Origin of the sequence: Streptomyces sp. MNU76 (assembly GCF_020982545.1) — a bacterium.
Classification (GTDB): Bacteria; Actinomycetota; Actinomycetes; order Streptomycetales; family Streptomycetaceae; genus Streptomyces.
The window spans coordinates 299,378-311,791 of sequence record NZ_JAJKLK010000008.1 but is presented as its reverse complement, the minus strand read 5'-3'; the positions used below and the strand labels follow the sequence as shown (position 1 = coordinate 311,791).

General features: G+C 71.1%; 11 protein-coding genes. 6 read left to right on the top strand and 5 right to left on the bottom strand.

From position 1 onward, the window contains the following. Positions 1-21: 21 nt before the first annotated feature. A complete protein-coding gene (locus E4N62_RS21615) occupies positions 22-720 on the top strand; it encodes an HAD family hydrolase (protein WP_230216802.1) in 699 nt (232 codons plus the stop codon). Positions 721-1,045: 325 nt separating this feature from the next. Here the strand turns inward: E4N62_RS21615 and E4N62_RS21610 are convergent, their stop codons facing one another. Next, the gene (locus E4N62_RS21610) at positions 1,046-2,557 is read right to left on the bottom strand and encodes an LVIVD repeat-containing protein (RefSeq protein WP_230216800.1); all 1,512 of its coding nucleotides are present in this window, start codon (positions 2,555-2,557) and stop codon (positions 1,046-1,048) included. Between the two features lie 194 nt (positions 2,558-2,751). Here E4N62_RS21610 and E4N62_RS21605 point away from each other — a divergent pair, with 194 nt between their 5' ends. Beyond that, on the top strand, positions 2,752-3,417 hold the full coding sequence (locus E4N62_RS21605) for a DUF305 domain-containing protein (RefSeq protein WP_230216798.1): 666 nt from the start codon (positions 2,752-2,754) through the stop codon (positions 3,415-3,417). Between the two features lie 34 nt (positions 3,418-3,451). On the opposite strand, the gene E4N62_RS21600 is transcribed toward E4N62_RS21605, so the two are convergent. Next, positions 3,452-3,928: a DUF6214 family protein gene (locus E4N62_RS21600; RefSeq protein ID WP_230217086.1), complete on the bottom strand. Its 477-nt coding sequence runs from the start codon at positions 3,926-3,928 to the stop codon at positions 3,452-3,454. 224 nt (positions 3,929-4,152) lie between these two features. On the opposite strand from E4N62_RS21600, the gene E4N62_RS21595 reads away from it, so the two are divergent. Then, the gene (locus tag E4N62_RS21595; protein ID WP_230216796.1) at positions 4,153-5,502 is read left to right on the top strand and encodes an FAD-dependent oxidoreductase; all 1,350 of its coding nucleotides are present in this window, start codon (positions 4,153-4,155) and stop codon (positions 5,500-5,502) included. A gap of 32 nt (positions 5,503-5,534) precedes the next feature. On the opposite strand, the gene E4N62_RS21590 is transcribed toward E4N62_RS21595, so the two are convergent. Continuing rightward, the gene (locus E4N62_RS21590) at positions 5,535-5,888 is read right to left on the bottom strand and encodes a helix-turn-helix transcriptional regulator (protein ID WP_184897983.1); all 354 of its coding nucleotides are present in this window, start codon (positions 5,886-5,888) and stop codon (positions 5,535-5,537) included. A gap of 143 nt (positions 5,889-6,031) precedes the next feature. On the opposite strand from E4N62_RS21590, the gene E4N62_RS21585 reads away from it, so the two are divergent. Continuing rightward, positions 6,032-7,111 (top strand): NADH:flavin oxidoreductase/NADH oxidase, encoded by a 1,080-nt coding sequence (locus E4N62_RS21585; RefSeq protein WP_230216794.1) that lies wholly within the window; start codon positions 6,032-6,034, stop codon positions 7,109-7,111. A gap of 58 nt (positions 7,112-7,169) precedes the next feature. Here the strand turns inward: E4N62_RS21585 and E4N62_RS21580 are convergent, their stop codons facing one another. Both E4N62_RS21580 and E4N62_RS21575 read right to left on the bottom strand, forming a co-directional pair. Beyond that, the gene (locus E4N62_RS21580) at positions 7,170-8,474 is read right to left on the bottom strand and encodes an SGNH/GDSL hydrolase family protein (protein ID WP_230217084.1); all 1,305 of its coding nucleotides are present in this window, start codon (positions 8,472-8,474) and stop codon (positions 7,170-7,172) included. A 347-nt stretch (positions 8,475-8,821) separates the two neighbouring features. After that, the gene (locus tag E4N62_RS21575; protein WP_230217082.1) at positions 8,822-10,102 is read right to left on the bottom strand and encodes a PHB depolymerase family esterase; all 1,281 of its coding nucleotides are present in this window, start codon (positions 10,100-10,102) and stop codon (positions 8,822-8,824) included. Positions 10,103-10,478: 376 nt separating this feature from the next. Here E4N62_RS21575 and E4N62_RS21570 point away from each other — a divergent pair, with 376 nt between their 5' ends. Together E4N62_RS21570 and E4N62_RS21565 are read left to right on the top strand one after the other, a co-directional pair. Next, positions 10,479-11,456 carry a polysaccharide lyase family 1 protein gene (locus E4N62_RS21570; protein ID WP_230216792.1) on the top strand — a complete coding sequence of 326 codons (978 nt, stop codon included), beginning with the start codon at positions 10,479-10,481 and terminating at the stop codon, positions 11,454-11,456. A gap of 46 nt (positions 11,457-11,502) precedes the next feature. After that, positions 11,503-12,285, top strand: a complete 783-nt coding sequence (locus E4N62_RS21565; protein WP_230216790.1) for a pectate lyase — start codon at positions 11,503-11,505, stop codon at positions 12,283-12,285. The last annotated feature ends 129 nt before the right edge of the window (positions 12,286-12,414 follow it).

Sequence of the window (12,414 nt, the reverse complement as noted above, 5' to 3'; positions counted from 1 at the left end):
CGGTCACGAAGGATCGACGGCATGACGGTCAAGGGAGTGTTGTTCGACTTCTCCGGGACGCTCTTCCGCGTGGAGTCCACCGATTCCTGGCTCCGCGCGGCCCTCGCCGGCTCCTCGCTCACCCTGCCCGAGGCCGAGTTGGTCCGGACGGCACAGGCGCTGGAGCGTGCGGGCGCCCTGCCGGGCGGTGCGGCCCCGGAGGAGGCGCCGACCGGCGACCTGGCCGGCCTGTGGGCGCTGCGGGACCGCAGCGCCGAGGAGCACCGGGCCGCGTACACCGGCCTCTCCCGTCGGGTGGCGCTCCCGGCCCTCGCGCTCCACGACGCGCTGTACGACCGCCATATGACACCGTCGGCGTGGAGCCCCTACCCGGACGCCGCCGAGGTGCTCGCGGCCCTGCGGCGGCGCGGGGTCGCCGTCGGTGTGGTGAGCAACATCGGCTGGGACCTGCGGCCGGTGTTCCGCGCGCACGGCCTCGACGCGTATGTCGACGTCTACGCGCTGTCGTACGAGCACGGTGTGCAGAAGCCGGACCCGAGGCTGTTCGCGCTCGCCTGCGCGGAGCTCGGTGTCGACGCGCGGGACACCCTCATGGTCGGTGACGACCGGCGGGCCGACGGCGGGGCGGCGGCGCTGGGGTGCGGGGTGCACTTCGTGGACCATCTGCCGATCGCCGGGCGGCCGGACGGACTGCGGCCCGTGCTGGAGCTGCTGGACTGAGGTGCCGTCGGTCGGCTCACCGTGAGGGGCCGTCCGCCCGTGTCCGGCGCGCTCCGCACGGGCTGTTCGTCGCCGCCGGACGTCCGTCCCGGACCGTCCCCCGTGCGGCCCGGGACGAACAACGGCCGGGCGGGCGCACACAGGGGCGCCGCCCGGAGGCGCTGAGTATAGTTCGCCGATCGTCCGCCGGCTCGGGAGTTACAGGATGTCCTCGCAGGGCGCCCCGGTCAATGCGGGCGCCGGGAGCGCGGTGTCCCGCCGGTCCCCGAAGGGCCCGGCGGGACGGGTTACTTGACCGCGGTGGCGGTCCCGGTGCCGCTGCCTCCTACCAGTTGAAGCCGAAGTAGTCCGGCTGCGTCTGGACGTTGAGCTCACGCATGGGGACCCACTTCGCCGGGTCCGTGCGCCTGTCGTTGATCTTCAGGACGTCGAAGCCCTTCACCATGTCGTTCGAGTAGATGTAGCCGTTGTAGTAGTACGCCGACCAGGAGCCGCCGCCCACCAGGGTGGTGGTGGAGATCGGACCGCGTTCGAAGTACGCGATCTCCTTGGGCTTGGAGGAGTCGGTGAAGTCCCAGACGGAGACACCGCCCTGGTACCACGCCTGGACCATGATGTCCTTGCCCGGGACCGGGATCAGCGAGCCGTTGTGGGCGACGCAGTTCTCGGTGTCGGCCTGGTGGCGGGGGATCTTGTAGTAGCTCTTGAAGACGAGCTTGCGCTTGTCGCCCTTGCCGACGATGTCGTAGATGCCGTCGGCACCGCGGTTCGGGCCGATCGCCTCGTTGCAGGTGGCCGCGCCGCCGCCGCCCAACTCGTCGGTGAAGACGACCTTGTTCGCCTTCTGGTTGAAGCTGGCCGAGTGCCAGAACGCGAAGTTCACGTTGTCCTGGACCTGGTCGATGACCTTCGGGTTCTCCGGGTCCTTGATGGAGAACAGAATGCCGTCGCCCATGCACGCGCCGGCGGCGAGGTCCTTCGACGGCAGCACCGTGATGTCGTGGCAGCCGGTGGTCTTGGAGACGCCGGGGTTCGTGGGTGAACCCGGGTTGCCGCCGCCGTCCGGGCCCTCACCGGGGAACAGCACCGGGAAGCCCACCACGGCCGCCTTCTCCGGGGACTTGCGCGGCACCTTGATGACGGAGATGCCGTCGTGCGGGGGCTGGCAGTCGGGGAACGCGGCGTTCGGGGAGTACGAGGAGACGTAGACGTAGATGTTCCTGCGCTCGGGCACCAGGGTGTGGGTGTGCGAGCCGCAGGGCGTCTCCACGGCGGCGACGTACTTCGGGTTCGCCTTGTCGCTGATGTCGAAGATCTTCATGCCCTCCCACGACGACTTCTCCGTCGCGGGCTGCGTGGTGCTGTTGCAGGAGTTGTCGCTGCGCGAGGAGTCCGTGGACAGGAACAGCAGGTTCCCGGAGACGGAGATGTCGTTCTGCGCACCCGGGCAGAGGACCTGGGCGACCGTCTTGGGCGCCTTCGGGTTGCTGATGTCTAAGATGCGGAAGCCGTCGTAGTTGCCGGCGTAGGCGTACTTGCCCTGGAAGGCGAGATCCGAGTTGGTGCCCGGCAGCGCGTCCTTGGGGATGTTGGTCAGGTGCTGGATGTTGCTGGAGTGGACGATCTCGTCCTGGCCGGGGATCTCGCCGGCGGCTATCGCCTCCCGCGCCTCGGCGGCATCGCTCTTGGAGACCTTCTCCCGCACGGCGGGCGAGTCCCCGGGGTCAGGGGTCGCGGCCGCCGGACCGGCGGTGAGCAACGCGGCCAGGAGGCCGGCCGCAGTCGCGGCGACTCCCAGACGTCTGCGCCGCGTCCGAAGGTTGTTCAACAGGGTCACTGTGTCCTCCCTTGTGGCCGTTCGCAGTTGAACGGTTCGAGCACCTCCGCAGTATCGTCTTCATCATGCACAGATCAACAGACGGCAATGCATTTGTAACGAACAAATTTGATCACCTGCACGCGAAAGCGTGTTAGGAACGTTCGTCAACACTCACGAGGTGTACGCCCGTTGCTGTGTCCCAGGAGGTCACTGTGCTCGTTCGCCGCACATTCCGCGCGCCGCTGGTCACGGCCTCGCTGACGGTCGCTCTGCTGGTGCTCGCGGGCTGCGACTCGGGGACCGAGGCGGCCCCCGACGGCGGCTCGGGCGGGTCGAGCGGACCGGCGGTGATCGCGCCCGGAAAACCCGGTGAGGCCGCTCGAACCCTCTCGCCGGAAGACGTCGAGAAGCAGCGGGCGGAGGACGACTCCCCGAATTCCGCGGACTTCGACTACGCCCGCATGATGATCCAGCACCATGCCCAGGCGCTGGAGATGACCGAACTCGCCCCCGGCCACGCGAAGTCGACCCAGGTGAAGCGGATCGCCGAGCGCATCTCGGCCGCCCAGAGGCCCGAGATCGAGGCCATGGAGGGGTGGCTGCAGGCCAACGGCGACGACGGGCAGGACACTTCGCACGACCACGACACGATGCCCGGCATGGCGACCGAGGACCAGCTGAAGCAGCTCGGCACGCTCGACGGGAAGAAGTTCGACCAGTTGTTCCTGAAACTGATGATCACCCATCACGAGGGGGCGATCACCATGGCCACGGATGTGAAGGCGCAGGGCAACAACATCCTGATCGAGGAGATGGCCGACGACGTCATCGCCCAGCAGACCACGGAGATCAGCCGGATGCGCGACCTGACGCAGTGACCGGCCGCCCTCCCCCCGGCCCCCGGCCCCACACTCAGCGGCGGGCGTGACGGGGGCCGAGCAGGCCCTCGTCACGCGCCCCGGCGATCAGCCGCAGCGCCCTGCGGCGACTGTGCCCGGTCGCGCACATCACCGCGAGGACCGGGTCGTAGCCGCACCGCTGCGCGGCGAGATACTCCTCGGCCACCAGCCGCCGCCCCTCCACACCGCGCGGCCACGCGGGCCGGGCCCGCCGCCCGGGCCCGTACGGGGTCCGCGGCGGCTCCTCCTCGACGAGGTCCGGCACCGTGCCGCACGCCTCGAACAGCGGACCCTCGATCCAGTCGGCGAGCTCCGCGAGGTCGTCCAGGGACAGCGGTGGCTGGGCGCGTACGTCCTCCAGCGACAGCCGGCCTCCGCAGACCACGGCGAGAACCTCGACCCCGGCACCGTCCGGGAACGAGAGCCGGGCGTTGAACCAGGCCGTGGCGCCGTCGTGCTCCTGCACTTCCCACGCGGGCCGCACGGACACCGCGCCGTCCTGCCAGTGGCGGTCGGAGAGATTCAGAAAGGATGCTTCCAGCACCCACGCAACGTAAACGCATGATCACATTCTCTGCGCACAGCCACGCGTGCCGAGAACGCACGGCACCCCGACGGCGCAGCACCCCGCCCTCGCTTCCCACCCCTCCCCGGCGGGCCCGGCGGTGGGATCCTTGAGGCATCAGCGCATCTCCTCGCGCAAGGAGTTCCGCCGTGCTGCGCGTCGCCGTCGTCGGTTCGGGGCCGAGCGGGTGCTACACCGCCCAGAGCCTCGTCCAGCAGGACCCGGGGGTGCACGTCCATGTGCTGGACCGGCTGCCGTGCCCGTACGGCCTGGTGCGCTACGGGGTGGCCCCGGACCACGAGAAGATCAAGTCGCTGCAGAACAATCTGCGGACCGTGCTGGAGCACGAGCGGGTGCGGTTCCTCGGCGGCGTCCGGGTGGGCGCGGACGGGGTGCCCGTCGCCCGGCTGCGGGAGCTGTACCACGCGGTCGTGTACTGCGTGGGTGCCGCGACGGACAGACGGCTCGGCATCCCGGGCGAGGACCTGCGCGGCTGCTGGTCGGCGACGGAGTTCGTCTCCTGGTACAGCGCGCACCCGGACGCGGTGGCCGACGGCTTCCTCGCCGGGGCACGCACCGCCGTCGTCATCGGGGTGGGCAACGTGGCGGTGGACGTCACGCGGATGCTCGCGCGCGGGGCGACCGAGCTGACGCCCACCGACATGCCGCAGGCCGCCCTGGACTCCCTCGCCGCCGGCACGGTCACCCGCGTGCACATGGTGGGCCGCCGGGGCCCCTCCCAGGCCCGGTTCACCACCAAGGAGCTGCGCGAGCTGAGCACCCTCCCGGACTCCCGGGTGACCGTCGACCCGGCCGAACTGGAGCTGGACCCCGGCTATGTCGACCCCTCCTCCCTGCCCGCCCCGCAGCGCCGCAACGTCGAGGTGCTGCGCGGCTGGGCCACCGCGCCCGCCCCGGCCGGCCGCCACGGCATCCGACTGCGCTTCTTCCTGCGGCCCGTCGAGATCCTCTCCGACGGGGACCGCGTCCGCGGCGTACGCCTGGAGCGCACGGAGCCCGACGGCCACGGCGGGGTGAGCGGCACCGGACGGTACGAGGTGATCGAGGCCCAGCTGGTCCTCCGCTCGGTCGGCTACCGGGGTGTCCCGGTCGACGGCCTCCCCTTCGACCCGGTCCACGGCACGGTCCCGCACGCCGCCGGACGCGTGCTCCGCGACGGGGTGCCCTCACCGGGCGAGTACGTGGCCGGCTGGATCAAGCGCGGCCCCACCGGAGTGATCGGCACCAACCGACCCTGCGCGAAGGAGACGGCGAGCTCACTGCTGGAGGACGCGCCGGAGCTGGCGGCCAGGAGCCTGCCGGACGACCCGGTGGCGCTGCTCCGGGCAGCGGGCCCCGACCCGGTCGAGTGGTCCGGCTGGCAGTCGATAGAGAGGGCCGAGGCGGCCTTGGGGGCCTCCCTGGGCAGAGGCGTGGTGAAGATCCCCGACTGGGAGTCCCTGTTGACGGCAGCGCGTGGTGGTGGCGCCGTGCCCTGAGGGGCGGGTTCGGGCGGCGTCCGTTCGTGGGTTCAGTCGGCCGCGAGGCGGGCAGCCTCCCGGGCGGCGGCGTCGACGAGGGTGTCGAGGAGCCCCGGGAAGAGGCCGTCGAGGTCGTCCCGGCGCAGACCGTTCATCTTGGCCGTGCCCCGGTAGACCTGCCGGATCACCCCGCTCTCGCGCAGCACCCGGAAGTGGTGGGTGGTCGTGGACTTGGTGACGGGCAGGTCGAAGTACGAGCACGAGAGCTCGTCGCCGTCGGCGGCGAGTTCGCGCACGATGCGCAGCCGCATGGGGTCGGAGAGCGCGTGCAGCACGGACTCCAGCCGGATCTCCGCACGAGCCGGGTGCGGGAGGTCGCGGCTGCTGACGGCGGGCGAGGTCACGGCGGCTCCACTGCATCGGGCCTTCAGGTCGAATCTATTGTACGAGACCTGTCGTAGTTTGACATCCGTCGTACTACGATGACTATCGTACGAGCCGTACACCGTCCGTTCCGTGACGGCATCCCGTGACGATTGGAGTCGCCGTGAGCGCGCTCTTCGAGCCCTACCGCCTGCGTGAGCTGACCATCTCGAACCGGGTGTGGATGCCCCCGATGTGCCAGTACTCGGCCGCGCCCGAGGGCCCCCTGGCGGGCGCCCCGAACGACTGGCACTTCGCGCACTACGCGGCGCGCGCCACCGGCGGCGCGGGCCTGATCATCGTCGAGGCGACCGCCGTCTCCCCCGAGGGCCGCATCTCGCCGTACGACCTCGGCCTCTGGAACGACACCCAGGTCGAGGCGTTCCGCCGGATCACCGGGTTCCTGAAGGGGCAGGGTGCGGTGCCGGCCGTGCAGCTCGCGCACGCGGGGCGCAAGGCCTCGACCGATCAGCCGTGGCGGGGCGGGGCACCGGTCGGCGCGGACGCGCACGGCTGGCAGCCGGTCGCGCCCAGCGCGCTGGCCTTCGACGAACGCCACCCGGTGCCGGACGAGTTGACGTTCCATCAGATCCAGGACGTCGTCGGGCAGTTCGCGGAGGCGGCCCGCAGGGCACTGGCCGCCGGGTTCGAGGTCGTCGAGATCCACGGCGCCCACGGCTATCTGATCAACGAGTTCCTCTCCCCGCACTCCAACCGGCGCACCGACTCCTACGGCGGCTCGTGGGAGAACCGGACCCGTCTCGCGCTCGAAGTCGTCGACGCGGTACGGGAGGTGTGGCCGACGGAGAAGCCGCTGTTCTTCCGGGTCTCCGCCACCGAGTGGCTGGAGGAGGGCGGCTGGACCGCCGACGACACGGTCCGGCTGGCCGCCGAGCTGAAGGCGCACGGCGTGGACCTGTTGGACGTCTCCTCGGGCGGCAACGCCCCCGGGGTCCACATCCCCGTCGGCCCCGGCTACCAGGTGCCCTTCGCCGCCCGGGTCAGGAACGAGAGCGCGCTGCCCGTCGCCGCGGTCGGTCTGATCACGGAGGCCGAGCAGGCCGAGAAGATCCTCGCCAACGGCGAGGCCGACGCGGTCCTGCTCGGCCGGGAACTGCTCCGCAGCCCCTCCTGGGCCCGGCAGGCGGCCCGTGAACTCGGGGGCGAGGTGCGTGTCCCCGAGCAGTACCACCGTTCGGTCTAGGCCGGGCACCGGTACGGGTGCGCGCCCGGACCACCGGTGCGGGTGCCTCGCGTGCCGGTCAGCCCCGCCGGAACAGCCGGGCCGGGACCGCCTCGGCCAGGAGCCGGTAGCCCTCCGGGTTGAGGTGCAGCCAGTCGCCGTCGTGCAGGCCGGGCAGGAGGCGGCTCGGCTCGGCGGGGTCGCGGACCGCGCGGTCGAAGTCGAGGACGGCGTCGAAGCGGCCGCTGCCGCGGATCCAGGCGTTGACGGTCTGCCGTGCGGCCTCGCGGTGCCCGGCGGCGTCGTCGTAGGGGGTGTTGCCGCCGAAGGGCAGCAGGGTGGCGCCGTACACACGGATGCCCTGTGCGTGGGCGCGGACGATGATCTGCTCGTAGCCGGCGATGAGGTCGGCGGCGACGCGCTGCTGGGCGGCGGGGGTGGCCTCGGCGGTGCCAAGGTCGTTGACGCCCTCGAAGACGATGAGCTGTCCGACCGCGCTGTGGGCCAGGACGTCGCGGTCCAGGCGGGCGAGGGCGTTTGGCCCGAGCCCGTCGTTGAGGACGCGGTTGCCACCCGCCGCCTGGTTCACCACGGCGATGTGCCGGGTGCCGGGCTGCCGCTGCAGCCGGTCGAAGAGCTGGTCCGGCCAGCGGTTGTTGCCGTTGGTGGTGGAGCCCCGGCCGTCGGTGAGCGAGTCACCGAGGACGGCGACGGCGGTCGCGGCGGGCCGGGACAGCACCTCGACGTCGCTGAGCAGGTACCAGTGGTCGGTCGGGGTCGCGCCGGACAGGTCCGCGTCCTCGGCGTGGTCGCCGTGCACGAGGTACGAGGTGGTGCGGGAGCCGGGGTGCGAGGTGAGGGCGAGAGATGCCTGCCCCTCGGCGAGGTACGCCGTCACGGTGAGATTGGTGCCGGGCCTCAGCGCGAAGTCCAGCGGGTCCGAGACCACTTGGGCGCCGACCGGCACGGTCGTGGACCTCCGCCCGCTGAACGTCACCGGCCGGGAGGTGCCGGGTTCGATGGCGCCGACCCCCGCCCGCCCGTCCAGCGGAAGGGCCACCCGTACGGCGGTCAGGGGCAGCGCGCTGCCGCCGAAGGCGTTGGAGAAGCGCAGCCGGAGGCGGTCACCGCCGGTGGTGACGCGCACGGTCTGCCGCAGGGTGGTGTCGACCAGCACGGCCCGGTCCCCGGTGAACGGCGCGGGCGGCATGTTGTGCGGCTCGGTGAGCTGCGGCATCGCGGACCAGGTGTTCACCCAGTGCCGGGCGCTTGTCGCCGTGTCACCGGTTCCGGTCCCGTCGGCTCGGTGCGGGCTCCTGACCAGGGCGACCACGGCCGACGAGGCCACCACGAGGGCCAGGGCGAGGACACAGACGGCGAGCACGGCGGCGAACGGCGCCCTGCCGGCCGGCCGAACGGGCTGAGGGCTGTCGATCGGGTGCAAGGACGGTGCCTCTCTGCGAAAGGGGCGGAAGCGGGCAGGGGCCGGGGGCCAGGTTGAATCGGGAGGGAACCGGGGCTACCAGGTCGAATCGGGCGGACCGGGGGCCGAAACGTCGGACACGTGGTCCGGGCGCACGCATGGCCGGTGTGCGCCCGGAGGGCGGTGAGGGGTCCGCCCCGGAGCGGGGAGAACCCCGGCCGACGGCGCTTCGGGGCGGGTCCACCCGGTGCGCCACCGCCCCGAGCCGAGCCCTCCCCGCGCGCGTCAACCCGCCACGCCCGCACGCGTCAACCCGTCGTGCACGCCGTCCCGTTGAGCGTGTACGCCGAGGGAACCGCGCTGTTTCCGGTGTGCGTGGCCTGGTAGCCGATGCTGACGCTCGCTCCGGGTGCGATCGCGGCGTTGTACGTGGCGTTCGTCGCCGTCACCGCGCCGCTCGCCGGGCTGTACGTCGCGCCCCAGCCGTTGGTGACGGTCTGTCCGGAGGCCAGGGTGAATCCCAGCTTCCAGCCGTTGACCGCCGTCGTACCGGTGTTGGTGACGGTCACCGAGGCGGTCAGCCCGTTGCTCCACGCGTCGGTGGTGACGGTCACCTTGCAGGGGCCGGCCGGAGGCTGGGGCGCGGGGCCGGAGCCGCCCAGGCCGAAGAAGGTGAGCACGCGCTCGCCCATGCCCCAGGCGTAGACGTTGTGGCCGGCGCCCTGGAGGCTGATGGCCTCGACGGGGGCGCGGTCACCGGTGCCGCCGTAGCGGGTGCGGGTCCAGTTGGACTGGGGCGAGTCGGTGGCGGCCGGTGCCTGGCCGACACCGTGCACATTGGTCCACTGCTTGATCTGCTCGCCGAAGTTGGGGTAGCGCAGCACGTCGTCCGTGGTGCCGTGCCAGACCTGCATACGCGGCCGGGGCCCGGTGTAGCCGGGGTAGGCACCGCGGACGAGGTCGCCCCACGCCTGCGGGGTGCGGACGACGGTGCCGTTCGCGCAGTCGCTGTTCCACTCGGAGCCGTTGGTGGTGGCGAAGCAGGCGAAGGGCACGCCCGCGAAGGCGGCGCCGGCGGCGAACACGTCGGGGTAGTCGCCGAGGAGGACGTTGGTCATCATCGCGCCGGAGGAGATACCGGTGGCGAAGATCCGGTCGGTGTCGGCGCCGTAGGTGCGGACGGTCCAGTCGACCATGGACTTGATGCCCACGGGGTCACTGCCGCCGCCCCGGGTCAGCGCCTGCGGGGAGGCCACGTCGAAGCACTTGCTGCTCCGGGTGACGGACGGGTACACGACGATGAACCCGTAGCGGTCGGCCAGCGAGGCGTACTCGGTGCCGTTGTACATCGCCGGTCCCGAGCCGGTGCAGTAGTGCACGGCGACCACGATCGCCGGCTTCGCGGTCACGTTCTGCGGCACGTACAGGTACATCTGCAGGTTGCTGGGGTTGGTGCCGAAGCCGGTGATCTCGGCGAGTGCGGCCCGGGGGGCGGCCTCGGTTCCCGTGTCCGCGGCGGCGGCCGCGGGGGCGGTCAGGAGCGTGGCGGCGAGCAGCGCCGTCAGCGCTCCCAGCAGCGCGACGAACATCGGACGCCGTGGTCCGCGGGTGCGGTGGCGGGGGGTGGGGGTCACGTCGTTGTGCCTTCCCGTGAGGTCGGCGGGAAGGGCATCGTGACATGGACATGGAAGCCATGGAAGCGCTCCCACCCGTCGAAAGAATTCGCTTCCATCACCCCACGGATCCGCCGGCCGCACCCGTCCGGCCCGGGCGACCGCCTCCCACCTGGGTCGACCCTATGTCTTTTGCGCAAAGCGTTGACCAGAAAGCGCTTGCCCTCTACTTTCCGTTCAGCGATGTGAACCAATCACGGCACAGCTCCCCGGCATTGGCACGTCACGATCAGAGCAGCGAACTTCATTCATGTACATGACCATCAGCTCTCCCCTGAAGGGACGCACCCGCATGCGTACCGTCCCCCCACGTACACACGCGCAAAGATCGGCGCTGGCGGCCGCGGCCGCCGCGCTGGCGACGACCGCCGTGCTCGCCCTGCCGCAGGCGGCGGGCGCGGCGGAGACCTCGCCCATCGGCTTCGGCGCCGGGACCACCGGCGGCGGCGGCGCCTCCGCGGTCACGGTCTCCACGCTCGCCGCGTTCCAGAGCGCCGTCACCGGCAACGCGGCGAAGGTCGTCCGGGTGAACGGCCTGATCTCGCTCAGCGGCCAGGTCGACATCGGCTCCAACACGACGGTGCTGGGCGTGGGTTCGTCCTCCGGGTTCACCGGCGGCGGCCTGCGCATCAAGGAGGAGACCAATGTCGTCGTCCGCAACCTGAACATCAGCAAGCCGGTGGCGCCCGCCGACGGGATCACCGTCCAGGAGTCCACGAGGGTGTGGATCGACCACAACTCCTTCTCGGCGGACCGCAGTCACGACAAGGACCACTACGACGGCCTGCTGGACATCAACCACGGTTCCGACAACGTGACGGTGTCGTGGAACACCTTCAAGGAGCACTTCAAGGGCTCGCTCGTCGGGCACAGCGACAACAACGCCTCCGAGGACACCGGCCGCCTGAGGGTGACGTACCACCACAACCACTTCAGCAACGTGTACTCGCGCATCCCGAGCCTGCGCTTCGGCACCGGGCACTTCTACAACAACTACGTGAACGGCGCCGAGACCGCCTGCCACTCGCGCATGGGTGCCCAGATGCTCGTGGAGAACAACGTCTTCCGCAACACGGGAGTCGCGGTCACCACGAACCGCAGCAGTGACGTGGACGGCTACGCGAATCTGCGCGGCAACGACCTCGGTGGGGCCGCCACCGAGATCTCCCGGGTGGGGAGCTTCACCACCCCGCCCTACGGCTACAGCGCCGAGCCCGCCTCCTCCGTCGTCGCCGCGGTGACGTCGGGAGCGGGCGCCGGAAAACTCTGAGAACCCGCCAACCCCCATCCGCTCGGACCACAGAAGGAATCGGGACATGACTTCTGCAGCACGTCCGCGTGCCCGCACGCGCGCGCTGACCGGCACGTTCGCCGCGTTCAGCCTCTCGTTTGGCATGATCATGACCAGTGGGGCCACTCCGGCGAACGCCGCCACCTGGCCGTCCGCCAACGGCAGTCAGCCGGTGTCCTCCACCATCTCGGTGTCGGGCACCCGGGACGGCGGCATGGTCCGCTACTACGGCAGCGGCGCCCTGGCCGGCGACGGCCAGGAGGAGGGCCAGGACCCGATCTTCAAGCTCGCGGCCGGCGCGACGCTGAAGAATGTCATCATCGGCGCGCCCGGCGCCGACGGCATCCACTGCGAGGGCAACTGCACCCTGCAGAACGTCTGGTGGGAGGACGTCGGCGAGGACGCGGCGACCTTCCGCGGCGGCTCCACCTACACGGTGACCGGAGGCGGCGCCAGGAAGGCGGCCGACAAGGTCTTCCAGCACAACGGGCCCGGCACCCTGAACATCTCCAACTTCGCGGTCAGCGAGTTCAAGACGCTGTACCGCTCCTGCGGCGACTGTTCGACGCAGTACACCCGCCAGGTGAACCTCAGCAACATCGAGGTGACCGGGACGGGCTCCACGGCGCGCCTGGTCGGCATCAACGTCAACCGGGGCGACGTGGCGACCCTGCGGGGCATCACGATCCTCAACGACAGCGGCCGCAAGGTCATCCCCTGCCAGAAGTACAACAACAACACCGCTGTCGGCACCGGCCCCGACAGCACCAACTGCAAGTACTCCACCTCGGACATCACCTACCGGTGACGGCTCTCGTCACCCACCGGTGAGTCCCCCCGGCGGCCGGACGGAGCCACCCCCACGGGCCTCGTCCGGCCGTCGGCCTCGCGCGGGACGATCGCCGTCACGTCCACGCCCCGCCCGCGCTCACGCTCA

What these genes read in the sequence shown, in the direction of transcription:
- E4N62_RS21575 (WP_230217082.1), bottom strand. Translation starts at nt 10,102, where the DNA reads ATGTTCGTCGCGCTGCTGGGAGCGCTGACGGCGCTGCTCGCCGCCACG.
- E4N62_RS21570 (WP_230216792.1), top strand. Translation starts at nt 10,479, where the DNA reads ATGCGTACCGTCCCCCCACGTACACACGCGCAAAGATCGGCGCTGGCG.
- E4N62_RS21565 (WP_230216790.1), top strand. Translation starts at nt 11,503, where the DNA reads ATGACTTCTGCAGCACGTCCGCGTGCCCGCACGCGCGCGCTGACCGGC.
- E4N62_RS21615 (WP_230216802.1), top strand. Translation starts at nt 22, where the DNA reads ATGACGGTCAAGGGAGTGTTGTTCGACTTCTCCGGGACGCTCTTCCGC.